Genomic DNA, 24505 nt, shown 5'->3' on the forward strand with positions numbered 1-24505 from the left:
CCCGCCACAGGCGGACAAAACGGCCAAGCCGGAACGATCAGCAGGGATCAACGCTCTCTGACGGATTGAGGTTAGCAAGGCCTCTGAGCCCGACCAGATATTGCACGAGGCATAGTTCGATACCGGAGTATTTCGTCATATTCCTTCAATGTTTCCCAGATCGGATGTCCAGTTGGTGTCGCGGCGGCAGGGTGTGCCTATCAGCAGTTGGAGGGGAGACGGAGAATGAAGAGTCGGGGTGTGGTCGTGAAGCGGTGTGGTTGCCTGAGTTCGGCAACCGGGCGTCCTCTGGGTAGGGCGTGTTCGAGGCTGCCGGAGCGCGAGCACGGGAGTTGGTACTTCCACTGTTCGACCAGAGACCTGTTGGGGCGGGTCGAACGCGTCCGGCGGGGTGGTTTCCCGTCCGAGGAGGCGGCCCGTCAGGCGCGCGATGACCTGCTGGCATTGTCTCGGGAGGAACAGGCAGGCCGGGCGTGGACGGTCGCCCGGTGGATGCGGTACTGGCTGTCGGCCCGGAAACGGATCCGGCCCACGACGAAGATGCACTACACGCGCGATGTCGAGAACTTCCTGATCCCCCACATCGGGCATCTGGTGCTCGGTGACCTGAACTCGCGGCAGCTCAACGCGGCGTTCGCGCGGATCGCCGTTACCCGTAACCGGGTCGGTCAGCCGCAGACGGCGTGCACGTTGCAGCACATCCACAGCACTCTGCGGGTGGCCCTGAACGCCGCGGTCCGCCACGGGCTGATCGTCGACAACCCGGCCTGCCGGGTGGAACTGCCCGCTAGGGAGCGGCCGCAGGCACTGGTGTGGACCGAGGCCAGGGTCGCCGAATGGCGGGTCAGTGGCACGCGCCCCGCGGTGGCGGTGTGGACGGCGGCGCAGCTCGCCGATTTCCTGGACTACGTCCGCGACGACACCCTGTACGCGTTGTGGTGGCTGATCGCCCTGCGTGGGCTGCGCCGTGGCGAGGCGGCGGGGCTGCGGTGGGTCGACGTCGACCTGCACGAGGGGCAGTTGTCGGTGGTCCGGCAGCGGACCACGGCCGGGTACGACGTGTACGAGGGCCCGCCCAAGTCCGCGGCCAGTCGCCGCACTGTCGCTCTCGACACGCATACCGTGCAGGTGTTGAGGCGCCACTACGCCCGGCAGGGGGAACGGCACGCCAGCCGTGTCGGCGCGGGCAAGGTGTGCCACCTGAGCGGCTACGTGTTCACCGGTGCCGACGGGCTGCCGCTGCACCCCGGTTACCTCACCCAGCGTCTGCGGTTCCTGGTCGACCGGGCAGGGCTTCCACCGATCCGGCTGCATGACCTGCGGCACGGCGCCGCAACGCTCGCGCATGCCGCGGGCGCGGATTTGAAGACCGTCCAGGACCAGCTCGGGCACGCGAACATCCGCCTCACCGCCGACGTTTACACCACGGTCCTGCCGACGACGGCGCGGGAGGCGGCCGAGGCCACGGCCTCGTTTCTCCTCGCGGCTGGCAGGCCGGGCGCGCAGGTCAGGCAGCAGATGGATCGCAGGCCGCGTCCCTGAGCCTCCGGTCACGAAACCTGGGCCATGCCTGGAGCCCGTGCAGCGGGCCCGAAGGCCTCTGACGGCCAGGCAGTGGATGACGGCGTCGTGGTGTCGCGTCCACCGGAGAGTCAAAGATCGAGCGGCGACTCGGGTAGCTGCAGTGATGAGTTGACCGCAGCCTAGGTCAAGGAGCGGATCCGGAAAACCGCCGACGATTCGGTGACGGAGTTAGGGCTGTTCCCGAGCCGGGGGAGACTGCGGGGTGTGTCTGAGGTCCGAGCGGATTCGGGCGCACGGCGCGCTGGGCCGGTGTCCTACACCCGGATCTGCTACCTGGTTCGGGTGGCCGTCAGGTTCGGACGCGGTGTTGAGCCGCCGTGCGGATCGCGGGCAGGTGGTTGGTCAGGGTCCGGGCATGTGCGGCCAGGATTTCCGTTGACCGCTCGACGTGGTCCCACAGCGCCTCTTCCTCCGCGACCACCTCCGGGTCGTCGGCGAGGGCGTCGGCGTCCTCCGGCTCGGCGACCCGGACCGCGGCGGCGAGTGCGTCGTCGACGGCCCTGGTCGCTTCCCGGACGGCCTCGACAACGGTCGGCGGCACACCGGCGGTGGTGAACGCTGCGGCGAGTCTGTCCGCAGGCGGCAGCGCCGGCATCTGGTAGGCGGCCCACGTGTCACCCCACATGCGCGGCAGGCGGGCACCCGGCGAGGTTTCGTCATCCACGATCAGCTCTCCCGACGGGGAGCGTTGCGCCATCGGTCCCGCCCAGGCGGCGAACTCGCCAGCGTCCATGGAGATGTCGGTGGCTTCCGGATTCATGGGCGGGACGGTGAACAGCGCGACGAGCTCGGCCAACGCCCTGTCCTCGTCGGACCATCCCGGCAGGTGGCGAAGCTCCTCCTCAATGAGATAGGCGCTGGGATCGGCACCGGCAGCGCGCACAGGGTTGACCGGTTGACCCGCCGCGGCGGACAACGCGGCATGGGTTGCCAGGTCCGCCCACCACGCGACGACTTCCCGACTCGACTGTCGTAGGAGGCGGGCGCGGTGGACGGCGTGGTCCAAGCGCACCGAGGACAGCGCCCGCCGCGGGTTCGGGCAACTTCGATAGCCGGCCGGCGTCCCGGTCTGGATAAGCCAGCGCTCGTTGTCGTCGTTGCGTTCATCGACTTCACGCTGGGCCACGGCCCATTCCTCGATGAGACGGTCGGCCACCGCAGCAAGGTCCGCAAGGACGGCGTCGACGGCCTCGGCGGTCATCTCGGAAGGCACCGGCGACGCCGCATGGTCAGGAAGCTCGCTGGTCTGCCTCACTGGCGCTCTCCTCCGGCAGGTGATGGGGCGAGGCGGTCGCGTCCGCAACGAGTCGCCGTTGATGGAGGCTACGCACCGCCCAACACCGCACCCACTACGACACGCCAACAGACCATCGCCTGCGGTAACCGCATCCCCGGCGCGCGATACACGCGATCCCGACGTGTGCGAGTCCCGGGTGCGCCGTCAGGAACACCACAACCGGGATTGGGGATTGGTGATGATCGAATGATGGCGTGATTCACCAACCAATCGAATCATAACTCTCCGTGTTCTCGTTTGTCTCGCCGACACCAGCGGCCTCTCGGGGTGACTCCTGTCGGGAACAGGCGTTGCCACGGCGGCGTTGGCCACCCGAGTACCCACATTCCCGCAGGTCCAGTGGATGCCAGATAGGCGGGAATCTTTCATCGGATCGGGGAGCCATGAAATCCAGAGGCCGCGTCTTCAAGCGTTGCGCATGCTCCGACTACGTGACAGGAGGTAACCGAGGCGGTCATTGTTCCCGGCTGAAGGATCGCGGTCACGGCAGTTGGTATTTCCACTGTTCCACCACCAACATTCTCGGCCGTCCGCAACGGGTTCGCCGGGGCGGGTTCCCGTCGCAGGCCGCGGCCCGTCGCGCCCGTGACGAACTGCTGGCGATGTCATCGGAGCGCCGTACCGCGCAGAGCTGGACGGTGGCGCGGTGGCTTGAGCACTGGATCCAGACCCGGACACGGCTGCGCCCGACCACCAAGCTGCTCTACGCCCGCGACATCGAACGGTTCCTCATCCCGCACGTCGGACGGACGCTCCTGTCGGAGCTGACCTCCAGCCAGCTCAACGCGGTGTTCCGTGCCATCGCGCGGCAACGCAACAAGTACGACCGGCCCCACTCGGCATCGACACTGAGACACGTCCGTGCCACGCTCCGAGCCGCCCTCAACGCGGCGATCCGGGAAGACCTGCTCACCGACAACCCCGCACGTCGCGTCGAACTGCCCAACCCGGCCCAGACCCGGGCGCACATCTGGACCGACGAAAACGTCGCGGCCTGGCAGGAAACCGGCATCCGGCCGGCGGTCTCGGTCTGGACGGCACCCCAACTCGCCGCGTTCCTCGACTTCACCGCCAACGATCCGCTCCACGCCCTCTGGCGCCTGATCGGCCTGCGCGGGCTCCGCAGGGGCGAGGTCGCCGGCCTGCGTTGGTCCGACATCAACCTTGACGCCAACGAGTTGACCATCCACCAGCAGCGGACCTCCGCCGGACACCGCGTCTACGAGGGGCCACCCAAGAGCGCGTCAGGGCAGCGGGTCGTCGCTCTCGACGAGGCCACCGCCACCGCCCTGGCCCACCACCGCCGGCAACAACAGCAGCAGGCCGCCCGACGGATCGAAGCCCGGCAGGCCTACCGCGACACCGGCTACGTCTTCACCCGACCCGACGGCCAGCCCTACCACCCCGGCTACTTCACCCAACGGTTCCCAACTCTGGTCCAGAAATCCACCCTGCCACCCATCCGGCTACACGACCTGCGGCACGGCGCCGCGTCCCTCGCCCACAACTCCGGCGCGGATCTCAAAACCATCCAAGCCCAACTCGGCCACTCGCGGATCGACACCACCGCAGACGTGTACACCAGCGTGCTACCAGCAGCCCAACATCAGGCCGCCGCAGCCACCGCTGAACTCGTCCGAAATGCAGCCCGGGAACGCCGCGCTGCCATCGGGCGCGCCGCCCGCAAGGCCGCCAAGACGGCGAAAAAACCAGGAGGCTCAGCGGAGCCGGACCAGCCGGAGGACCGCCGAACTCCAGGTCAAGGCCATGATGATCACTGAGTAACTACAGAGAGTGATGGCGCAGACGTGACACAGGTGTGGCAACGAACGTCCACACTCCATCAATAGCAACAGGGTCTGATCTGCGTTTCCGCAGGTCAGGCCCTTGTTGATCTTGCGCGCCCGAAGGGACTCGAACCCCTAACCTTCTGATCCGTAGTCAGATGCTCTATCCGTTGAGCTACGGGCGCAGGTGCCTGGCAAGCATACACACCTTGCCGAAGCGCGGAGACTCCGGGATTCGAACCCGGGAGGGGCTTTAAGACCCCAACCGCATTAGCAGTGCGGCGCCATAGACCAGACTAGGCGAAGTCTCCCCGGTGGCCGCTGCAGACCACCGCCGATCGAGGATACAGGTCGGCGCAGGCCCGGGGCAAAGCGCCCCGGGCGCGCTGTCTACCGCGGCGTCAGCGTAACGACGTGCCCGGCGAGCGTCCTTCGCGATCCAGCGCCGGAAGCCGGCCCGGCCGTACGACGAGCAGGAGTACGACGACCGCGATCAGCATGCCACCGGTGATCACCGCAGCCATCGCGGTGCTGCCGTTGCCGAGTAGTCCGACGACCGGGGCGGCCAGTGCACCAACGCCGAACTGCACCGCGCCGAGCAGGGCCGCTGCGGTGCCGGCGGCGTCCCCTTGGCCGGCCAGGGCCAGGGCCGGGGCGTTCGGCAGCGCGAACCCGGTGGCGGCGAGCACCGCCCACAGCGGGATCAGGACGCCGGGGAGTCCGCCGATGTTGGTGGCGGCGAAGCTGAGGAGGACGAGCCCGCAGAGCGACGCGGCGACCAGGGACGTCAGCAGGATCTGCTGCGGGGAGTAGTGGCGAAGCAGCCGTACGTTGAGCTGGGTGGCGGTGATCATCCCGACCGCTCCGGCACCGAACGCGATGCCGAACTCCTGCTCGTTGAGCCCGTACTGCTCCTGCAGCACGAATGAGGAGCCTGCGACGTACGCGAAGAGGGCTGCCATCGCGAATCCGGCGACCAGCACGAGTCCGATGAAGGTGCGGTCCCGCAACAGTCCGCCGTACACCCGGAGGGTGTCCAGCAGCCGGGCCGGACGCCGCCGGTGTGGCGGGAGGGTCTCGCCGAGTCCGAAGGCGGTCACCACTATCAGCGCGACGCCGAGTACGGCCAGCGCGGCGAACACGCCACGCCACTGGGTCCAGTTGAGCAGCGCGCTGCCGAGCGTCGGCGCGAGCACTGGTGCGACTCCCATCACCAGCAGCAGCCGGGACAGGATTCGGGCGAAGGCGATGCCGTCGAACAGGTCACGGACGACCGCCATCGCGATCACCGACGCGGCCGCCGCGCCGAATCCCTGGATGACCCGCAGCCCGCCGAGAACGGCGATGTTCGGTGCGATGACACACAGTATCGACGCGAGGACGTGGAGCGTCATTCCGGCGAGCAGGGGCCGCCGGCGCCCCAGGACGTCGGACAGCGGACCGATGATCAGTTGGCCGACCGCCAGGCCGACGAGGGTGCCGGTCAGCGTCAGTTGCACCCCGGCCGCGGTGGTCTGCAGGTCCCCGCCGATTGCCGGCAGCGCCGGCAGGTACATGTCGATGGTCAGTGGTCCGACCGCGATGAGGGTGCCGAGCACCAGGATCAGTCGGATCCGTTGCCACGAGGTGAACAGATCGCCGGGAGTCGGCTCCGGCACGCTGGCGGTCGCCGGCGCCTCGGGCCGTTGGGCGAGGGCTGTCATCGTTCCTCTTCCGGAGGGCGCGCGCCGCTGGCGCGCGACAGGGTGGGCGGGTCGGCCCGTGGGGTCACGAAGTGCTGCGGCACTGCTGCGCAGCCAACCGCACAAGCTTTGGCCGGCGTACGGCATTCCCGTTCCGGCCAACGGTGTGGCGCGTCACAGCCGTACGGCCTCCGGTTCACCGCCGAGGTGCACCCGCCATGACCGGGTGGCCTGCCGTAGCCGGGCCGTGGCGCCGAACCGCTGGGCCGCGCGGCGGGTGCCGCTCGCTCGGTGGCTACTGACAATGCATATTGTGAACATCATATTTTCGATGTTCTTTGGATATTCGTCCGACGCTATCAGAAATAATTGTCTTCGACTCTTGTCTGGCAAACCGACCTGCGCATAGCCTCTGGTCGCACCGAGGCGCCGCCGGCGCCGGACCCGGTGCTGCTGGGCGGCGCGTCCCGTGACAGGGACTGTCGCGGGCCACCGGTCCGCTCTGCCCGCAATTTTGGTTTCACTCCCTCGGTAAGGAGCCAGTCTTGCGTATCCGACTCACGATGGCGGTCGTCGCTACAGCTCTTGTTGGCGCGTTCGTCAGCCCATCCGCCGCCGCGGCCGCTCCGCAGGAGATCATCGGCGGCAGTACGGTTTCTTCGGCGCCGTGGGCGGCTGCCGTTTTCCAGAACGGCTCGTTCGCCTGCTCCGGTTCGATCATCGCACCGCGTTGGGTGCTGACCGCCCGGCACTGTCTGGGCGGCACGATGTCGGTACGGGTGGGTAGTGTCTACCGGTCCTCCGGTGGGACGACCCGTACGGTCAGCGCCACGCAGAGCCGCTACGACCTGGGCCTGCTCTACCTGAGCTCGGCGGTCTCCACGACCTACGTCACGCTGGCGTCCAGCAACCCGCCGGTCGGTTCGACGAACACGATCTTTGGGTGGGGCCGTACCTGCACCAACTGCGACGCGTCGCCGCAGCTGAAGACCGCGTCGGTGCGGACCACGACGAACAACGCGACCGACGCCTACTTCGGTCCGGCGATCCGCAGCACCGGGGTGAACGGGGTCGCCTGGCGGGGTGACTCCGGTGGTCCGCAGTTCTACAACGGGCAGCAGGTCGGCGTCTGCTCGACCGGTAACGGTTCGACGTACCAGAACTATGCCTCGGTTGCGGCCAGCCGGAGCTGGATCACCTCGGTGGCTGGCGTCTGAGCTGGTGTCGATCGAGGCGGCCGGTGCCGTCCGATCCGGGTGCGGGGTGCCGAGTGGCACCCCGCGTACCGGTTGCCAGACTTGTACCGGCTCGTCCCGCCCGTTCAGCCACATCGGTGGTTGTGGGCGGAAGGCGAGTGTGGTGCGTGGTGCGCGGTGCGGCTGGGTGGCGCGGGCAGCCTGGCAGGTCGTGGCGGCGATGGCGACGTCGCCGGGTGCGGCGTGCGCCTGTAGCCGGGCGGCGATGTTGATCACATCGCCGGTGAGGAACCCGACGCCGCCGTCGACCACGCCATCGATGTCGACCGCGGCGACGCCGGTGGCCACCCCGACCCGGACCCGCACCCGCGCGTCGTCGGGGAACTCGGCGTCGCGTACCGCGTCGGGCAGTTCCACTGCCGCCTGCACCGCCCGGTAGGCCGCCCGGGAGGCGTCAGGGCAGTCGGAACCGGCCCCGAAGACCGCCATGACCGCGTCGCCGATGTACTTCTCCACCACCCCGCTGTGTCGGCGGATCACGGAGCGGACGGCGTGGAAGTAGCGCAGCTGCACCTGTCGGACGGCTTCCGGGGTCAGCCGGCTGGCCAGCTTGGTGAAGCCCACCATGTCGACGAAGAGGACGGTGACGGTACGTCGTTGGGTCCGCACGGTCGGTTCGGTCCAGCCGGTTGGTGGTACAAGTGACAGTCCGCAGCCGGCACAGTAGCGGTGGGTCGATCGACTTGGGGCCGCGCAGCCGGGGCAGATTCTGCTGGCGGTGGGTTCGGTGCGGTGCCCGGGGTTACGGCGGAGCGTCTTCATGATCGCCTCCTGCGCTGTGGTGGTGCTCCGATCCGCTCCGGGTGGACCTGATCTGGTCCGTGTGGACCTACGTATGGAACGGATGGCTGAAACGGTCCCAGCACGGGGCAGCCCTAGGATCTGTAGAACGACGTATGTCAGATACTCCCACCCTTTATGTCGGTGATCGGATTGACACAGTCACGCGAAGGTGGCTCGTTGGCCTGGGGTTCGGACGAAGTGCCCTTCGTTGGGCGTCGCCCTCAGCTACAGGTGTTGCATGGGGCACTACGGAGGGTTGAACGAGGCGACACGGCCGCTGTCTTCGTCATGGGCGAGAGCGGCATCGGCAAGACTCGGCTGCTCAGTGCGGCCAGCGACCGGCTACGCACGGCCGGTGCCCTGGTGCTGTCTGGTGCATGTCTGGACATTGGGGACTCATCCCCATTGCACCCGTTGCGCCAGGCGCTGCGGCGCTACCACCCGCAGGCCGGCCGGGGCGGCGTCGTCGCGGGCACAGCCGTCCGGGACCTGATCTCGGTCCTCGACGGCGAGGCCAGCGACCACGACGGCGCCGGGGCCCTGCTGGAACGGATCTCGCGCGGACTGGGCGTCGTCGCCGCCGGCCGGACCCTCGTCCTGGCCGTCGACGACCTGCAATGGGCCGACCTGACCACCCGGCATCTGCTGCTCTACCTGCTCGCCGGCCTGAGTGACGTACGACTGCTGCTGCTCGGTGCGGCCCGGACCGAGACCCTGCAGGGTGACGATCCGATCCGTCGGATGCTGCTGGAACTCCGTCGGTCGCGGTCGCGGTCCGGGGCGGTGCACGTTCTGGAGCTGGGTCCACTCGATCGGTCCGAGACCGCCGACCTGGTCGCGGAACTGATCGAGCGGCAACCCGACTCCGACCTGATCGACTCGGTCTGGCGGCGCAGCGGCGGTGTCCCGTTCGTCGCCGAGGAGCTTGCCCGCGACGCCCGGGACGGCCGCGACGGGCTGTCCGAGACGCTGCGGGAGATCACGCTCGCCCACGTCGACGGGTTGCCGGCCGACGCCCAGCTGGTGTCGCACGCGGTGGCCGCCGGGGTGGAACCGGTCGCGCACGACCTGCTCGCCCGGGTGGTGCAGCTGGCCGAGGATCGGCTGCTGCGGGCGGTACGCGACGCGGTCGGCCAGCGGGTGCTGCTGTCCGAGGCGGACGGCTACCGCTTCCGGTACCCGTTGATCAAGGAGGTGCTGGAGCCGCGGCTGCTGCCCGGCGAGCGGGTGCGGCTACACCGGCGCTACGCCGAGGCACTGGCCGCCGAGCCGCTCGGCGACCTGCAGCATGCCCGGTTGGCGTACCACTGGCGCGAGGCGGGCGAGACGACCAGGGCGTTGCCGGCGGTCGTCGCGGCGGCCGAGGAGGCCGAGCGGCTGTACGGTTTCGCGGAGGCGTTCGAGCACTGGGCCAGCGCCGTCGACCTGGCCAACCAGGTCCCGCCGGCGTGGTTGACGGAGTTCGACGTGACCGCGCTCGGTCGGCGCGCGGCCGAGGCGGCCCACCGCAGTGGCGAGCACGAGCGCGCGCTGGCGCTGCTGGAGCAGTTGGCCACGAACCTGTTCGGCCCGCCGCCGTCCTGGCTCTACACGCTGCGGGCCCGCTACCTGACGGCGGTCGGTCAGCTCGCCGACGCCGAGCGGGAGTACGACCGGACCCTGGCCGCCAGTGATGTGGCACCGGGCGAACGGGTGGCCGCCGCCGCGCACTCGGCGGATCTGCTCCTGCAGCTGTGCCGGTACGCCGACGCCGGTCGGCGGGCCAGGGAGGCCCTCGATCTGGCGGCCGAGGTGCCCGACTGCGCGTCGGCGATGGTGCTGGCCGGGGTGACTCTCGGCTACAGCCAGGCGTACCTCAACGATCCGGAAGCTGGCAAGGAGGCGGTCCGGCAGGCCCGGCGTACCGCCGAGACGGCCGGCGGCCCGCAGGATGTGGCAGTGGCGGACCTGCAGCTCGCCGAGCTGCTCAGCGGGCCGCTGAACGAGCTGGAGGAAGGCGTCGCGGTGGCCCGCCAGGGCGCCGAGCGGGCCGAGCGGGTCGGGTTGGTCCGTACGTTCGGCACCCGGCTGTTGGCGGTGGCGGCCAACGGGTTGTTCCGGCTGGGCCGGTGGGCCGAGGCCGAAGAGGTGCTGGCCGCCGCGTTGCGGCACCGTCCGTCCGGCGCCGAGGCGGTCGAACTGTTGCTGGCGCGGTGCCGGATCCATGTCGGGTTCGGCCACCTCGACGGCGCCGAGGACGACCTGGAGGCGATCGAGACCCTGCTCGCCGCCGATGGCGGGGTCCGGTACATGCTGCCGCTGCTGACCCTGCGGGCCGGGCTGGCGATGTGGCGGGGACACCATCAGGAGGCCCGGGAGGCCGTCCAGCAGGGAATCGACCTGGCGCAGAGCCGCTCCGACGACGTCTGGTTGCAGGCGCCGCTGGTCTGGCACGGACTACGGGCCGAGGCCGAGGCCCGGTCGGCTGGTGTGCCGGCCTGTCCGCAGGCAGTACAACGGCTGGTCGCGGTGGTCGAACGGATGGAACGCAGCAGCACCACCGACACTGCGGCCCCGGTGCGGGACGCGGTGATCGGCTACCGGGAGCTGTGCGCGGCGGAGATCAGTCGGATCGACGGTGCCTCGGACCCGGTGTTGTGGGACCGTGCGGCGCAGGTGTGGGAGCGGCGCAACCATCCCTATCCGGCGGCGTACGCCCGGCTGCGACAGGCCGAGGCGTTGTACGCGATCCGCACCCGCAACGCCGACGCGACCCGGGCGTTGCAGTCGGCGTACCGTACCGCCCGCCGGCTCGGGGCACGCCCCTTCACCGAGGAGATCCAGGGCCTGGCGCATCGGGCCCGAATCACGCTCAGCGCCGGTGAACCCGAGTCGATGCCCGAGGTGGACAGCCAGGAGCCGGTGACCCTGCGGGCCGGCCTGACCAGCCCGCCGACCGTCGGTGAACGGGTCGCCCGGGTGCTGGGCAACGAACGGGCCGGCCGTTCGTCGGTGACCGCGCGGACCAGCCGGGTACTGTCCCCGCCGCCCAGCAGGTCCGACGAGTTGGCGGTGCTGACCGATCGGGAGCGCCAGGTGCTCGAGTTGGTGGCGGAGGGGCGGACCAACCGGGCAACCGCCGAGGTGCTGTTCATCAGCGAACGCACGGTAGGCGTGCACGTGTCGAACATCCTGAACAAGTTGCAGGTCAAGACGAGGGTCCAGGCGACCAGAGTGTTCATGCGCAATCAGCCGCGTGCCTGAAATCCGACTGGAAGCCTGCCAGTCCGGTTCGGGTCGGACACCGACCGGCCCGACCGGCCCGGCCAGTCGACGCCGTACCTCGGAGGTTCGCCCACCGGCGGGCAGCGGGTTCGGTCGTGGACACCCGTCGTTGCGGGGGATACCTCGGACTTGGCAGCTCCTGCCACTGTGGGTACCGACAATTCCCACGATGCGGTCGGTGCAGTCGCGCACGGACCCGCCAGCGCACGCGCGGTGCTGGCGGGTGGGAGCCAGGGTTCACTGTAGACTGGAGGTGTCCGGTGCCAGAACTTCGCTGGGGTCATGTGCACGAGCAGATCATCGACATCCTCGGCCATCGACCTAGCACTGTGGCTGGCGTGGTGGAGGACCTAGCAGCACTCCAGGTGCTGTTGGAGGCCGCGACGCCGAACGACCGGGAGAACCCGGTCGCCGACTTCAACCGCCTCTACTGGGTGATCACGAAGACCATCGACGAGCAGCTGGCCGAGGGCGCGTTCGTCGATGGGGAGTTTCTCACCATGCTGGACATCGAGTTCGCCGAACGCTACTTCGAGGCACTGCGCTGCTGGGGGAACCGGACGGAGACCCCGGTGGCCTGGCAGGTGCTGTTCCGCCGGCTGCGCGACGAGAGCGTACGGTCGTTGCCGTCGGCCGCCGCCGGAGTGAACGCGCACATCAACTACGACCTGCCGTTCGCGTTGCTGAACACCTGGGGCAAGCTCGGGTCGGGGCCGGAGAGCGAGGCTCAGCACCGTGACTACCTGCACATCAACGAGATCTTCTTCGACCGGATCCCGGAGCTTCGGCGCAGCTATCTGAGCAACTGGCAGATCTGCATCGACCGGCTCAACGGCAAGGTCGACGACTGGTACCAGAACCGGTTGGTCGAGTTCACCAGGGACGTCGCCTGGCGGGACGCGGCCCGGATGTGGCCGTTGCGGGACGACCTGGCGGCTCTGGAGAGCGAGCGACTGCGGCTGGACCGGCACACCGCCTTCCTGGGTTGGGCGCTGCTCTCCCCGGTCGGCAACCTCCTGCAGTAACCGAGCTCCTGCCGTAGTTCCGTCCCGGCTCCCGCCGGAGTCCCTGCGCGGCTGGCCGAGTCTGGCCGAGTCTGGTCGGGTTGCTGGCGTCAGGTCGGTGCGTCGAAGCGGGCGCGTGCCGCGAGCACGGCCGGCATCTCGGTCTCCACCAACTCGATCAGCTCGCGCAGTTTCGTGGCAACGGCGTGTCCGAGCGGGGTGAGGCTGTACTCGACGCGGGGTGGAATGGTCGCCTGGACGTCGCGCAGGACCATGCCGTCGCGCTCCAGCGCCTGCAGGGTCTGGGCGAGCATCTTCTCGCTGATTCCGTCCACCCGGCGGCGGAGCGCGTTGAACCGGTAGTTGCCGTCGAGCAACGCTGCGAGAGCAAGCATGCCCCATTTGCCGGCTACGTGCTCTAGCGTGATCCGGGAGGGGCAGGCGCGGGCGAACACGTCGGCGACCAGCGCCGCAAGGGGGTCGTCCTCGGCGGGCGGGTGGCAATCGGCGGGTGACGTGGTCGTGGACCGGCTGGCCATGGGTCAAGGTTAACCCAGCTGCCGCGTCGGCACCGTGACCGCACTCACTCAACGCTTGCACTTCCGAAAAGTTAGTGCACTCTAGTGGTGAGCGTCCGAATGGTCGGGCCGGGGACGACACCCGCGGCCTCGCCAGCTCGGAACACCTGTCCGAACTACACCGGAGCTGAAAAATGATCACTGTTACCGGAGCCGCCGGCCACCTCGGCCGGCTCGTCGTCGCCGACCTGCTCGACCGGGGCGTGCCGGCGGAGCAGATCGTGGCCGTCGTCCGTACCCCCGAGAAGGTCGCCGACCTCGCGGCCCAGGGTGTCCAGGTCCGCACCGGCGACTACGACCGGCCGGAAACCCTCGGTGCCGCCCTGGCCGGCACCCGCAAGCTGCTGCTCGTCTCCGGCAGCGAGGTGGGTAAGCGCCTACCGCAGCACCGCAACGTGATCGACGCGGCCCAGGCCGCCGGTGTCGACCTGATCGCCTACACCAGCCTGCTGAAGGCGGACACCACCAGCGTCCCGCTTGCCGCCGAGCACCTGCCCACCGAGGAGCTGATCCGCGCCAGCGGCCTGCCGTTCGTCCTGTTGCGCAACGGCTGGTACCTGGAGAACTACACCGAGATGGGACTGGCGCAGGCACTCGCCTCCGGCGCGGTCATCGGCTCCGCCGGTGAGGGCCGGGTCGCCGCCGCCGCCCGGGCCGACTTCGCCGCCGCCGCTGCCGCCGTACTGACCGACCCGGCGACCGGCAAACCCGGCTCCGTCTACGAACTCGGCGGCGACCAGCCGTTCACCCTCACCGAACTGGCAGCCGAGATCACCGCCGTCAGCGGGCGCCAGGTCGGCTACCAGGACCTGCCGGCCGATGTGTACGCCAAGGCACTCACCGACGCCGGCGTGCCCGAGCTCTTCGCGCAGATGCTGGCCGCCTCCGACGTCGGCATCTCCCGAGGCGAGCTGACCACCGACAGCGGCGACCTGAGCCGGCTGATCGGCCGGCCCACCACCTCGCTCGGCGCCGCCCTGCGCACCGCGATCGCGGCGCTGCCGGCCAGCTGACGAAGGCGCCGCCGGCCAGCTGGCTGGTGGCCTACCAGGGTGGGGCCGGACCGTCGAGCGGCACCGGCCCCACCACCCTCGGCAACTCGTAGTTGGTGATCAGCAGATCCCAGCTGCCCCGCTTCGCCGACTGCAGGTTGATGTCGCGGCGGGTCGCCATCCGGGCGATCGAGAAGTCCGCGCCGTACAGCTCGTGGACGAACGGGGTGTCGCTGTTGGTCGACGTCACCCAGACTCCCCGGCCCGCGGCGCGGCGCATCGCGTCGCGCAGCCGCACGTGGTCCGGCGCCCCGAACTGCTCGGCGGTGTAACGCTTGAAATCGGCCCAGCCGCCCAACGGCACGTACGGCGGATCCAGGTAGACCCAGTCGCCGGGCGCAGCCTGGTCCAGCTGCTCGACGAAGTCCACCACCCGCAGCTCGGCGACGGCCAACGCCCGCGCCGCGTCCAGCAGCACCTGCCGGTTGTAGTACGGCCGGTCGTAGGCGCCGTACGGGGTGTTGAACTCGCCCCGCCGGTTCACCCGCCAGAGCCCTCGGAACGCGGTCTTGTTCAGGTAGATCACCCGCACCGCGCGCTCCAGATCGGAGCAGTCGGCCGGCGACCGCCGACGCATCGCCGCGAAGTGCTCGGCAATGTTCGGCTGCTCGTCGAGCAGCCGCATCACCGCGTCCGGATCCCGGGCGACCAGTTCGAAGCAGACGATCAGCTCCGGATTGGTGTCACTGAGCACCGCCCGCGCCGGCGCGAGCTCGAAGAAGACCGCACCACTTCCCAGGAACGGCTCCCGGTACGTACCGGTGAACGGCGGCGCCGCCGCGACGATCGTCGCCGCGTACCGCGTCTTGCCGCCCGCCCACTTGAGAAACGACCTACCCTCCGGCCTGGTGGAGCGCGCGGACCTGGCGTCGGTCCGGATCATGGGCCGGATCATACGCGGCGCTGACCCCCCAGGCGTACTGCGGCGAGGCGAGGAACTCGGCGATCAGCGCGGCCGAGCCGGGCGCCAGCGGCCGGCCGTCGGTGATCTCCTCGGGCCGCAGGAACACCATGGCATCGCCCTCGCCGAGCAGCACGTCGCGTTGCCGGGCCCGGGTGGAACCGAAAAAATAGTGCGCCGTACGGTCCGGCGCCAGCTCCCGACGGCAGAACAGCCGCAGCCCGTGTTCGGCTCGTAGACCGGTCTCCTCCAGCAACTCACGCAGCGCCGCCTGCTCCGGTGTCTCACCCGGCTCGCAGTGCCCGCCCGGCACACACCAGGTGTGCGGATGGCTGGGAGCCCGGCCATCACGCAGTTGCAGCAGCAGGGCACCGGCCGGGTCGACCAGCAGTATCGCAGCGACGTCGCTCACCCACCCAGTGTGCCGTCAGCCGTCGGTCAGCGGGAGCAGCACGCGGAAGCTGGTCGACCCCGGTGCCGATTCCACCCGAATGTCGCCGCCGTGTTTCTTCACCACGATCCGGTACGAGATGTCCAGCCCGAGCCCGGTGCCCTCGCCGATCGGCTTGGTGGTGAAGAACGGCTCGAAGATCCGTGGCCGCACCTCCGGCGGGATACCCGGGCCGGTGTCGGCGATCTCCACCGACAGACACCCGTCGGCCTGCCCGGTACGGACCGTCAACGTCCCGACCGGCCCCATCGCGGCCAGTGCGTTGTCGATCAGGTTGGTCCAGACCTGGTTCAGCTCCGCCGGGTACGCCGGCACCAGCGGCACCGTCCGGTCGTACTCGCGTACCACCCGTACGCCGGCTGGTACCTTGCCGGTGAACATCGCGAGGGTGGCGTCGAGCAGGTCGTGCACGTCCACCGTCTGGTGCGGGGCCCGGTCCAGCTGCGAATACTGCTTGGCCGCCCCGACCAGCCCGCAGATCCGGGCCAGCGCGTCGTCGATCTCGCCGAGCAGCAGCTCGGTCTCGACGGTGTACGCCATCCAGCGGGCCGTGGCCGCCAGGTCGGACGCGGCGACCGCCCCGGCCACCTCGTCCAGCCCGGCCGGGTCGAAACCGCCGGCCACCAGCGTGGCGGTCAGCTCCCAACCATCCGGTACGCCGTGCTCGTCCAGCCAGTCGACCAGCTCGTCCTCGGCGTCGCTGATCTCCAGCGGGGAGCGGCGCGGCGCGGTCGCCGCCCGCTGCACCGCCGCCTCCTGCAGATCGACCAGCCGGCGCAGCTGCGCACCGTCGATCCGGCCGTCGGCGACCGCGGCCAGCTTGTGCCGCATGCCGGCGATCCGTTCCCGCAGCACGGCGGAGGCCCGGACGGCGGCCGCGGCCGGGTTGTTCAACTCATGGGTCAACCCGGCGGTGAGCGAGCCGAGTGCGATCAACCGTTCGCGCTCGCCGACCACCGTCTGCGTCGTGCGCATCGCCACGAAAAGCCCGTCCAGCAGGTGCATCGCCATCGGGAACCACTGGCGGATCGCGGCGGCGAACTCGGGTGCCGGCAACGCCAGCAGCGCCACGTCGGCCAGTGCCCGCATGGTGTTCGGGTACACCTGCTCCATCCGGTCGCCGGCGTACGCCTGGGTCGCCCCGGCGTACGCGCCACGGTGATCGCTGCGGGCGACCTCGACGTTCGCGCCCCGGACCCGGCGCGACAGCGTGATCGCGCCGTCGAGCAGCACGAAGAAGGACTCCGCCGGGTCGCCCTCGGCGTAGATGACCGACCCGGCCGCCCACCGCCGGACCTCACCCAGCCGGGTGATCTCGGCCAACTGGTCGTCGGTGAGCGACTCGAACAGGAACAGGCCACGCAGCCCGTCGGCGTCGAGCCGGTCGCCGGCCGGCCCGGCGTCACCGTCGGCACCGGGCGTCGCCGCCGGGCCGGTCACTGCGCCGCCAGGTAGCGGTGCGCCAACGTGACCACCAGGGCGCCCTCGCCCACGGCGGAGGCGACCCGTTTCACCGAGTCGGCGCGTACGTCGCCGGCGGCGAACACACCGGGCACGCTGGACTCCAGCAGGTACGGATCCCGGGGCAACGACCAGCCCGGTGGTCGCCGACCACCCGCGGTGAGGTCGGGTCCGGTCACGACGAAGCCACGGTCGTCGCGGACCAGGGTCCCGTCGAGCCAGTCGGTGCGCGGCTCGGCCCCGATGAAGATGAACAACCACGACGTGTCGACGTCCCGGGTGTCGCCGGTCCGGGTGTCCCGCAAGGTGAGCCGTCGCAGATGGTCGTCGCCGGCCCCGGCGACGACCGAGGTGTGCGGGTGCACCACGATCGCGTCGATCCCCTCGATCTGGTCGATCAGGTACCGCGACATGGAACCGGTCAGGTCGGCGCCACGGACCAGCAGGTGTACCCGGTCGGCGTGCCGGGAGAAGTAGACCGCGGCCTGCCCGGCGGAGTTCGCCCCGCCGACGATGTAGACCTCCTGACCGTGGCAGTTCGGCGCCTCGGTCGCCGCCGAACCGTAGAAGACTCCACGGCCGGTGAGGTCGGCCAACCCGGGGGCGTCGAGCTGCCGGTACGCCACCCCGGTCGCGAGCACGACGGTGTGTCCGGCGATGGTGCCGCCGTCGGCGAAGTGCAGCAGCCGGGTCGCGCCGACCGTGCTCAGCCCCACCGCGTCGCGGGTGGTCAGCAGCTCGGTGCCGAACCTCAACGCCTGCCGGCGGGCCCGGTCGGTCAGTTGGGCACCGGAGACGCCGTCCGGGAAACCGAGGTAGTTCTCGATCCGGCTGCTCTGCCCGGCCTGCCCACCGGTGGCCCGCCGTTCGATGAGCACGGTCCGCAGGCCCTCGGAGGCGCCGTACACGGCGGCACCGAGCCCCGCCGGACCGGCCCCGACCACGACCAGGTCGTAGAACTCCTGCGCCGCGGTGGTGTGCAGGCCGACCCGGGCGGCCAACTCGGCCCGGGCGGGGTTGCGCAGTACCGCCCCGCCGGGGCAGACCACCACCGGGATGTCGGCCGGTCCGGCACCTGCGGCGGTCAGCAACTGCTGCCCCTCGGCGTCGTCGGCGAGTAGCCACCGGTACGGCACCAGGTTGCGGGCCAGGAAGTCGCGTACCTCGAACGACGGCGCCGACCAGCGGTGGCCGACGACCCGCAGCTCGTCCGTGCCGGCGGCCGGCGTGCGCTGCCACGACTCGAGCAGCGCGTCGCAGACCGGGTAGAGCTTCTCCTCCGGCGGATGCCAGGGTTTGAGCAGGTAGTGGTCCAGGTCGACGACGTTGATCGCGTCGATGGCGGCGTCGGTGTCGGCGTACGCGGTGAGCAGCACCCGGCGGGCCTGCGGATAGAGGTCCATCGCGGCTTCGAGGAACTCGATGCCGTTCATCTCCGGCATCCGGTAGTCGGCCAGCAGCAGCGCCACCTGCTCGCCACGCAACTTCAGCTCCCGCAGGGCGGTCAGCGCCTCCGCGCCGGAGGCGGCCCGGACGACCCGGTAGCGGTCGCCGTAGCGGCGGCGGACGTCGCGGGCGACGGCCCGGGAGACATTGGGGTCGTCGTCGACGGTGAGGATCGCCGGGTTGGTCACCGACCAATCAAAGCACTTCCGCCAGCGTGCCGACGGTGGCCAACCGGGCGGCGATCTCGGCGGGCGGCGGCAGGGCCGCCATCAACGTGGCGGCCGCCGACACCCCGTCGGTGGCCGGCCCGCCGGAGAGCAGCTCGGCGAGGGTCCGCGAGGTCACCCCGGCCGGGTCGCAGTGCATCCCGAGCCGGTGGCGCACCACCAGGTCGGCGTTGCCGAACTGGTCGGCGCCGTGCGGCAGGACCAGCTGCGGTACGCCGGCACCGAGGGCGGTCATCATCGTCCCGGATCCACCGTGGTGCACCACGGCGGTGCAGCCGGCGAGCGCCTGGCGTAGCGGTAGCCAGCCTGCCGGGCGCACGTTGCGGGGCAGCGGACCGAGTACCGTCGGGTCCGCCGCCGCGCCGACGGCGAGTACGAAGTCGGCGTCGGTGTGCCCGGCGGCGTCGATCGTGTGACGCAGTCCGGCGAGGCCGGCCAACGCCGGCACCACCGTGCCGAGGGTGATCAGCACCCGGGGGCGGGTCGCCGGCTGCCGTAGCCAGTCCGGCAGGGTGCCACCGGCGTTGTACGGCAGGTAACGCATCGGCCAGCCGTCGCCGTCGCCGACCATCAGCTCGGCCGGTGCCAGGTGCAGGACCACCCGCTCGGGCAGCTCCAGCGGTACGCCGTTGCGGGTGGCCGCCGCCGCCAGGTAGGGCAGGAACCGGGCGGCGAGCTGCTCCTCGCGTACCAGGTTGAAGCCGTGTTCGACGGCCGGCACCCGCACCGCGCGCGCGGCGAGCAGCCCGGCGGGGTGCAGCCGCGAGTGCACCACCAGGTCCGGCCGCCACCATCGGGCGAGCGCCACGGTGCCGTCGGCCATCAGGTCGGAGACCCGGCCGAAGAGTTCCAGCAGCAGCGGGTCGGCGCGGGAGCCGGCGGCGGCGATCGCCTGACCGCGGCGGCGCATCCGGTCGGCCAGCTCGGCGGGGCTGCCGCTGCCGGCGCCGAAGGCCGCACCGATCGGTGCGCCGGGAGCGACGTCGACCGCCGGCAGTCCGGCGTCGGCGGCGCCGGTCAGCCCTTCGGCGGCGGTGCCGACCAGCACCTCGTGCCCGGCCGCGCGCAGCGCCCAGGCCAACGGGACGGTGGGGAAAAGATGGCCGGCCCCGGGCGGGCTGGTGACGAGTACGCGCATCGGCACCCTTCTCGCGATTGACACCTTAGTAGACAGAAGCTAACTTATCATGATCAATGAGATATTCCGGAAATCTGGATGAGGAGCGGGGATCACTGATGGCTCGGCCGACGGACATCCCGTTCACTCCGGAGCTGCACCTGAGACTGCTGCTCAGCATCGACCGTGGGCACAACGTCCAACGGGCGGTCCGCAGCGCGGTCCGGCCCGGCGACCGGGTGCTCGACGCGGGCACCGGCAGCGGCCTGCTGGCCATGGTCGCAGCTGATTGCGGGGCGGCCGAGGTGGTCGCGGTCGACCGGCACCACGTCGGCATGGCCGAACGGATCGCCGAGCACAACGGCTTCGCCGGCCGGATCGCCTTCGTCGAGTCGGATCTGATCGACCTCGACCCCGACGATCTCGGCGGCCGATTCGACGTCCTGATCGCGATGATCCACACCAACAATCCGCTGATCGACGAGGATCGGTCCCGGCTCGTCGTCGACCTGCGCCGCCGGCTCGGCACCGCCGACTGCCAGGTGGTCCCCGGCGAGGTGCGCTACCTGGCGACCGGTTGCGAACGGCTCGACTGGGATCTGCCGACCGAGTCGACCGATCTGGCGCAGTCGGTCGAGACGCTGCGCGGCGCGTACGGCTGGGATTTCCAACCGCTGACCGACGCGGTGGGTGACGGGATCGCGATGCGTGCCGCCCGACCGGCCAAGGCGACCGCGGCCGCCTGGCGCTCGCCCACCCGGTCCGGTGCGCTGCGGTTCCCCCGCTCCGACGTCCGGTTGCTCACCGCGACCGACGAGTGGACCACCCTGGACTATCAGGTGCCGACCTTCGCCGGCCTTCCCGACCAGGTACGCCTCACCACCACGACCGCGGGGCGGCTCACCGGCGTGATCTGGACCCAGCAGCTGCGGTACGCCGGCGCACCGCTGTGGACCAGCGAGTCGTACAGTCCGCTGGCCAGCCCGGAGTTGGTGACCGCCGGCCAGGAGTTGACGTTGGTCACCGGGGCCCGGTGGCGGGCGACGAACATCCTCGGTCGTCAGCCGACGTAGCGGGCTCCGCGTCACCACCGGGCGTGGTCGAGGTCGCGTCACCACCCGACGTAGTCGGTCAGGAAGGCGGCCAGGTACTCCGGCGAGTCCATCAGCCGGGCCAGCCGGGCCGCCTGCACCCGGTGCAGGAACGGCGCGGTCGCCGTACCGTAGCCAGGGGTGTTGACCAGGTCCATCATCCAGTGCACGAACTCCTGGGCCCGCCAGATCCGGGCCAGCCTGGTGTCGGAGTATGCGTCCGCCCGCCGATGGTCGCCGGTGGTGAACCGGTCGATCAGCCCCAACGCCAGCTCCTCGGCGTCGGCGAGGGCGAGGTTGAAGCCCTTGCCACCCACCGGCGCAACGATGTGCGCGGCGTCCCCGGCGAGGAACAACGATCCGTACCGCATCGGGTCGCAGACCAGGCTGCGCATCCGGACAGTGCCGGTGGCGGTGATCGGTCCGGTGTGCAACGTCCACGGCTCGTCCAGGGCGAGCCGGATGCCGATCTCCTTCCAGATCCGCTCGTCCGGCCAGTCCGCCCGGGTCTCCGTCCGCCCGCACTGCAGGTAGAACCGGCTCACTGTCGGCGTCCGCCGTACGTGTACGCAGGCACCCGACTCGTGCAGGGCGTTGATCACGCAGTCGTTCGACGGCGGGGCTTCGGCGAGCACCGACAGCCACGCGTAGCCGTACTGGTAGTCGGTGCAGTGCAGCGCCGCCGCCGGGATGGCGCCGCGGGCGACCCCGTACTCGCCGTCGCAGCCGGCGACCACGTCGCAGCGCAGCTCGCTGCTGTCGGCGAGCCGGATCAGCGGCTGCCCGGTGAGGTCGTCGACCGCGGTGACCGCGGTTTCGAAGCGGAGGTCCCCGCCGATGGCGAGGTACGCGTCGACCAGGTCCCGCACCAGGTACTGCTGGGGATAGATGTAGTGACTGCGTCCGGCGGCGAGCGGTTCGTAGTGGACCGGGTAGCGCCGCCCGCCCAACCGGAACTCGACCGCGTTCTCGACCGCGCCCCGGCCGAGCAGGTTGCCGGCCAGGCCGTGCCGGCGCAGCATCTCCACCACCCGGTGCTCGACCGTCGCGCCCCGGGCCCGGTTGGCGACGTACTCGTGGTCGCGCCGTTCCAGCACCACACAGTCGACGGCGGCCCGGCGTAGCAGCACGGCCAGCAGCATCCCGGCCGGTCCGGCACCGATGATGCCGACCTGGGTACGGTGAGTCATCGCCGCCCACCGCCGTCGCGGGTGGCGTCCCGGCTCGTATCGTCGAGGGCGAACAGCCGGGCCCGCATCAGCTGCCGCACCGCCTGCACCCCCGGCGCGGCGCTACGGCCGCCGGAGCGGGCCGCCATCCGCAGACTGGGCAGTACGTCACCACCGAACCGGGCACAGATGAGTTGGTGTGCTTCGTACGCGGCGATCGTCGCCTCGACGAACTCCTCGAACGCCTCGCCCAGCCGGGCGGCTCCGATCTTGGCGCGCATCAGGCGTACCTCCGCGAACAGACCCATGAGGTACGCGTGGTCGCGGGTCTGCAGTCCGCTGAATCCGGCCCGGACGGCGGGAGGTGCCATCGCGGGGCGGATCAGCTGCTCGTAGTCGACCGGGGCGAAGTCCGAGGCGAACCGGAACGCCGCCGCGGAGCTACGCATGAACGCGGCGGCCACCCGCAACGCGGCGCGGGCGTCGGACTCGTCGCCGGCGGCGCTGGCGCCGAGAAAACAGTTGAGCCCGGTGATGGTCCCCTGCACGAGGACGAAGAAGAGTTGGTGGCCGACCAGCCAGCGTTCGGCGGCCGCGGTGGCCGTCGCCGCACGGGCCTGGTCGCCGGCGCTTCGGCCCGGCCGCTGGGCCGATGGTGGTGCCGGCTGGGCCGGCGTGCTGCCGGCTGCGGGCGGGCTCGCTGGACCGGCGTAGCGGAGCAGGCTCTCGAATCCCGTACGCAGTTGTGGTAAATCGGCGTCTCCGATGACGTCGAGGTCATTCTTCCGCGCATTCTCGGCGACTGCGTTTTGTGCGATTACCAGGGCGGACAGGAACGCCCTTCCAGGGGTACGGAGGGTTCGGCGTATCTGGAAGTATCGGTCGTGCTCCTGGTAGTCGGTCTCGGCGGGGTCGCCGTGTGGGGCGCGCTGAGCAGCGAAGTCGTCGATCTCCGGGTGGTGAATCTGCTCGCCTATGCGGCTTTGGCCGCTGTCGGCGATCGCCTGCCGGAGTTGGCCTTGACTCGCTGGCAGCAGGTGCGGATATGGCAGCAGTAGCGCGCCATTAGACACAGGGCGGCCCTTCTGATGGCTGTCCGGGCAGGGGAGGTTTCGCGTCACCGTGCCGACGGACTGACAATTCACCGTGCCGGTGGTGAGCCGCATTCGCCGCAAATTCTCTCGGCTGCTGTGACTACTGTCAATCCCTGTGTAGTTGTTCGCTTTGCGTGTGGCGACCTTTGTGCAGGTCACAGTGGATGAATCCGGTGCCGGGGCGGTGGCCTGGCACCGAGTCACCGGTCAGGACGGCTGGCCGGGTCGGCCGCGGCTCCACCGCCCCGGTCGGTTGGGTCGTCGGCCAGGGTGGATCGCTCGGACCTGGTGGCTCAGTGGTACGCGTGGTCCAACATCGGGTCGGCTTCTGCACGGGGAAGCACGTACGAGGCGGTGATGGTGTCCACCCCGGTCCCTCGCGAGCCGCTGGGGCGGTAGGTCACGGTCGCGGCTCCGGCGGACGCTGTCTCGACCACTCCGGCGCACCAGGTGCCGCCCCGGTACACCCACACGGGGTCGGCGGGTTGGTAACGGTCGGTCGGGTAGACGTCCCTCGGGTCGCGTTGACTGGGTTTGAGGATGGGAGCTGGCATGCTCATCGCCCTCCTGGCTCGGTGCGCGGTGTCGTCGGACGGGTCACCGGGTAGTGAACGAAGCGGCAGATCTATCACTCTGCGTGCATCTTCACTCGCCCAGGCACCTGCGCTTTTGGTGCCTACAGGAACTTTTGCCCGATTTTCCATCACGATGAGTGAACCGCCGGATACAACTTCACGTGCGCTATCATGCTCGCTATACCTTGCAGGCGCAAGAGCAGGTGCACGTGCATTCGAACCGTCCCGCGATGAGGCGCGGCCGACCGTGGGCAGGCCGTCTATCGCCAGGCATGTCCGGTTTGGAGGAGAAAGTGCGTAAATCAAGTGGTGGCACTTCTGGCACCGAGTTGCCGGCTCTCGACTGGCAGAAGAGTGGGCGAAGCAATCCCAGTGGCAACTGTGTCGAACTCGCCCGGCTGCCCGGTGGGGCCGGTATCGCCCTGCGCAACTCGCGCGATCCGGACGGTCCGGCGTTGATCTACACGAGTACGGAGATCGAGGCGTTCATTCTCGGCGCTCGTGACGGTGACTTCGACAACCTGATCAGCTAGCACCGACCGACCGAGGGCGGATCTCGCGTGGACCCTCGGGCGCCGCCGGTGTCCAGCCGCCGGAACCAGGCCGAGATACCTTAGTGGTCCAGGTCGTAAATCCTTCGGGGGTTATGCGGCCAGGGCCAATGCGGCAGGCTGGTTGTCGCAGCT

At 70.1% G+C, this 24505-nt stretch carries 20 protein-coding genes, 2 tRNA genes and 1 pseudogene; 8 read left to right on the forward strand and 15 right to left on the reverse strand.

Translation table 11 applies throughout. The features are described from left to right. Positions 1 to 363: 363 nt before the first annotated feature. On the forward strand, positions 364 to 1542 hold the full coding sequence (locus tag ACFHVL_RS28095; protein ID WP_416631491.1) for a site-specific integrase: 1179 nt from the start codon (positions 364 to 366) through the stop codon (positions 1540 to 1542). Between the two features lie 331 nt (positions 1543 to 1873). Here the strand turns inward: ACFHVL_RS28095 and ACFHVL_RS28100 are convergent, their stop codons facing one another. After that, on the reverse strand, positions 1874 to 2839 hold the full coding sequence (locus ACFHVL_RS28100) for a hypothetical protein (RefSeq protein ID WP_416592150.1): 966 nt from the start codon (positions 2837 to 2839) through the stop codon (positions 1874 to 1876). Positions 2840 to 3483: 644 nt separating this feature from the next. On the opposite strand from ACFHVL_RS28100, the gene ACFHVL_RS28105 reads away from it, so the two are divergent. Beyond that, positions 3484 to 4662, forward strand: a complete 1179-nt coding sequence (locus tag ACFHVL_RS28105) for a tyrosine-type recombinase/integrase (RefSeq protein ID WP_416631493.1) — start codon at positions 3484 to 3486, stop codon at positions 4660 to 4662. Between the two features lie 118 nt (positions 4663 to 4780). Here ACFHVL_RS28105 and ACFHVL_RS28110 read toward each other — a convergent pair. The 4 genes from ACFHVL_RS28110 to ACFHVL_RS28125 form a co-directional block, all read right to left on the reverse strand. Next, positions 4781 to 4853, reverse strand: a tRNA-Arg gene (locus tag ACFHVL_RS28110). A 35-nt stretch (positions 4854 to 4888) separates the two neighbouring features. After that, positions 4889 to 4979 (reverse strand) — tRNA-Ser (locus tag ACFHVL_RS28115). 90 nt (positions 4980 to 5069) lie between these two features. Continuing rightward, positions 5070 to 6371 (reverse strand): multidrug effflux MFS transporter, encoded by a 1302-nt coding sequence (locus ACFHVL_RS28120; protein ID WP_416631495.1) that lies wholly within the window; start codon positions 6369 to 6371, stop codon positions 5070 to 5072. 153 nt (positions 6372 to 6524) lie between these two features. Continuing rightward, complete coding sequence (locus ACFHVL_RS28125; protein WP_416631497.1) at positions 6525 to 6674, reverse strand: hypothetical protein; 150 nt, start codon at positions 6672 to 6674, stop codon at positions 6525 to 6527. A gap of 221 nt (positions 6675 to 6895) precedes the next feature. Between ACFHVL_RS28125 and ACFHVL_RS28130 the strand changes: the two genes are divergently transcribed. Next, positions 6896 to 7567 carry a S1 family peptidase gene (locus ACFHVL_RS28130; protein WP_416631499.1) on the forward strand — a complete coding sequence of 224 codons (672 nt, stop codon included), beginning with the start codon at positions 6896 to 6898 and terminating at the stop codon, positions 7565 to 7567. Between the two features lie 222 nt (positions 7568 to 7789). Here ACFHVL_RS28130 and ACFHVL_RS28135 read toward each other — a convergent pair. Continuing rightward, a pseudogene (locus ACFHVL_RS28135) lies at positions 7790 to 8368 on the reverse strand (adenylate/guanylate cyclase domain-containing protein); the annotation flags it as partial. Positions 8369 to 8524: 156 nt separating this feature from the next. On the opposite strand from ACFHVL_RS28135, the gene ACFHVL_RS28140 reads away from it, so the two are divergent. Then, positions 8525 to 11632 (forward strand): helix-turn-helix transcriptional regulator, encoded by a 3108-nt coding sequence (locus tag ACFHVL_RS28140; protein ID WP_416631500.1) that lies wholly within the window; start codon positions 8525 to 8527, stop codon positions 11630 to 11632. A 281-nt stretch (positions 11633 to 11913) separates the two neighbouring features. Beyond that, positions 11914 to 12678 (forward strand): DUF5995 family protein, encoded by a 765-nt coding sequence (locus ACFHVL_RS28145; RefSeq protein ID WP_416631502.1) that lies wholly within the window; start codon positions 11914 to 11916, stop codon positions 12676 to 12678. 89 nt (positions 12679 to 12767) lie between these two features. Here the strand turns inward: ACFHVL_RS28145 and ACFHVL_RS28150 are convergent, their stop codons facing one another. After that, positions 12768 to 13196 (reverse strand): winged helix-turn-helix transcriptional regulator, encoded by a 429-nt coding sequence (locus ACFHVL_RS28150; RefSeq protein ID WP_416631503.1) that lies wholly within the window; start codon positions 13194 to 13196, stop codon positions 12768 to 12770. 173 nt (positions 13197 to 13369) lie between these two features. Between ACFHVL_RS28150 and ACFHVL_RS28155 the strand changes: the two genes are divergently transcribed. Beyond that, the gene (locus tag ACFHVL_RS28155) at positions 13370 to 14248 is read left to right on the forward strand and encodes an SDR family oxidoreductase (protein WP_416631504.1); all 879 of its coding nucleotides are present in this window, start codon (positions 13370 to 13372) and stop codon (positions 14246 to 14248) included. 31 nt (positions 14249 to 14279) lie between these two features. Here the strand turns inward: ACFHVL_RS28155 and ACFHVL_RS28160 are convergent, their stop codons facing one another. The 5 genes from ACFHVL_RS28160 to ACFHVL_RS28180 are packed head-to-tail and all read right to left on the reverse strand — an operon-like array spanning position 14280 to position 19911. Next, positions 14280 to 15170, reverse strand: coding sequence for a DNA adenine methylase (locus ACFHVL_RS28160; RefSeq protein ID WP_416631505.1), 891 nt, complete (start codon positions 15168 to 15170; stop codon positions 14280 to 14282). After that, positions 15121 to 15600: an NUDIX domain-containing protein gene (locus ACFHVL_RS28165; protein WP_326550081.1), complete on the reverse strand. Its 480-nt coding sequence runs from the start codon at positions 15598 to 15600 to the stop codon at positions 15121 to 15123. Before ACFHVL_RS28165 ends, ACFHVL_RS28160 begins: the two co-directional genes overlap by 50 nt. Before the next feature lie 15 nt (positions 15601 to 15615). Then, positions 15616 to 17079: an ATP-binding protein gene (locus tag ACFHVL_RS28170; protein ID WP_416631506.1), complete on the reverse strand. Its 1464-nt coding sequence runs from the start codon at positions 17077 to 17079 to the stop codon at positions 15616 to 15618. Further along, positions 17076 to 18734, reverse strand: a complete 1659-nt coding sequence (locus ACFHVL_RS28175; RefSeq protein ID WP_416631508.1) for an FAD-dependent oxidoreductase — start codon at positions 18732 to 18734, stop codon at positions 17076 to 17078. Before ACFHVL_RS28175 ends, ACFHVL_RS28170 begins: the two co-directional genes overlap by 4 nt. A 7-nt stretch (positions 18735 to 18741) precedes the next feature. After that, positions 18742 to 19911, reverse strand: coding sequence for a nucleotide disphospho-sugar-binding domain-containing protein (locus tag ACFHVL_RS28180; protein ID WP_416631509.1), 1170 nt, complete (start codon positions 19909 to 19911; stop codon positions 18742 to 18744). 98 nt (positions 19912 to 20009) lie between these two features. On the opposite strand from ACFHVL_RS28180, the gene ACFHVL_RS28185 reads away from it, so the two are divergent. Continuing rightward, on the forward strand, positions 20010 to 20963 hold the full coding sequence (locus ACFHVL_RS28185; protein ID WP_416631510.1) for a 50S ribosomal protein L11 methyltransferase: 954 nt from the start codon (positions 20010 to 20012) through the stop codon (positions 20961 to 20963). A gap of 38 nt (positions 20964 to 21001) precedes the next feature. Here ACFHVL_RS28185 and ACFHVL_RS28190 read toward each other — a convergent pair whose 3' ends face one another. The 3 genes from ACFHVL_RS28190 to ACFHVL_RS28200 all read right to left on the reverse strand — a co-directional run bounded on the left by ACFHVL_RS28190 (position 21002) and on the right by ACFHVL_RS28200 (position 23798). Next, a complete protein-coding gene (locus ACFHVL_RS28190; protein WP_416631511.1) occupies positions 21002 to 22171 on the reverse strand; it encodes a 4-hydroxybenzoate 3-monooxygenase in 1170 nt (389 codons plus the stop codon). Then, on the reverse strand, positions 22168 to 23223 hold the full coding sequence (locus ACFHVL_RS28195; RefSeq protein ID WP_416631512.1) for a hypothetical protein: 1056 nt from the start codon (positions 23221 to 23223) through the stop codon (positions 22168 to 22170). Before ACFHVL_RS28195 ends, ACFHVL_RS28190 begins: the two co-directional genes overlap by 4 nt. A gap of 314 nt (positions 23224 to 23537) precedes the next feature. Next, complete coding sequence (locus ACFHVL_RS28200; RefSeq protein WP_416631513.1) at positions 23538 to 23798, reverse strand: hypothetical protein; 261 nt, start codon at positions 23796 to 23798, stop codon at positions 23538 to 23540. A 314-nt stretch (positions 23799 to 24112) separates the two neighbouring features. Here ACFHVL_RS28200 and ACFHVL_RS28205 point away from each other — a divergent pair, with 314 nt between their 5' ends. Next, a complete protein-coding gene (locus ACFHVL_RS28205) occupies positions 24113 to 24352 on the forward strand; it encodes a DUF397 domain-containing protein (protein WP_416631514.1) in 240 nt (79 codons plus the stop codon). Positions 24353 to 24505 lie beyond the last annotated feature (153 nt).

This window comes from Micromonospora sp. LOL_023 (genome assembly GCF_048060115.1).
Taxonomy (GTDB): Bacteria; Actinomycetota; Actinomycetes; order Mycobacteriales; family Micromonosporaceae; genus Micromonospora_E.

Excerpts from the sequence above, each read along its gene's own strand:
- ACFHVL_RS28190 (WP_416631511.1), bottom strand. The coding sequence starts at position 22,171 with ATGACTCACCGTACCCAGGTCGGCATCATCGGTGCCGGACCGGCCGGG.
- ACFHVL_RS28155 (WP_416631504.1), top strand. The coding sequence starts at position 13,370 with ATGATCACTGTTACCGGAGCCGCCGGCCACCTCGGCCGGCTCGTCGTC.
- ACFHVL_RS28140 (WP_416631500.1), top strand. The coding sequence starts at position 8,525 with ATGTCGGTGATCGGATTGACACAGTCACGCGAAGGTGGCTCGTTGGCC.
- ACFHVL_RS28200 (WP_416631513.1), bottom strand. The coding sequence starts at position 23,798 with ATGCCAGCTCCCATCCTCAAACCCAGTCAACGCGACCCGAGGGACGTC.
- ACFHVL_RS28150 (WP_416631503.1), bottom strand. The coding sequence starts at position 13,196 with ATGGCCAGCCGGTCCACGACCACGTCACCCGCCGATTGCCACCCGCCC.
- ACFHVL_RS28120 (WP_416631495.1), bottom strand. The coding sequence starts at position 6,371 with ATGACAGCCCTCGCCCAACGGCCCGAGGCGCCGGCGACCGCCAGCGTG.
- ACFHVL_RS28125 (WP_416631497.1), bottom strand. The coding sequence starts at position 6,674 with ATGATGTTCACAATATGCATTGTCAGTAGCCACCGAGCGAGCGGCACC.
- ACFHVL_RS28185 (WP_416631510.1), top strand. The coding sequence starts at position 20,010 with ATGGCTCGGCCGACGGACATCCCGTTCACTCCGGAGCTGCACCTGAGA.
- ACFHVL_RS28160 (WP_416631505.1), bottom strand. The coding sequence starts at position 15,170 with ATGATCCGGACCGACGCCAGGTCCGCGCGCTCCACCAGGCCGGAGGGT.
- ACFHVL_RS28105 (WP_416631493.1), top strand. The coding sequence starts at position 3,484 with ATGTCATCGGAGCGCCGTACCGCGCAGAGCTGGACGGTGGCGCGGTGG.
- ACFHVL_RS28180 (WP_416631509.1), bottom strand. The coding sequence starts at position 19,911 with ATGCGCGTACTCGTCACCAGCCCGCCCGGGGCCGGCCATCTTTTCCCC.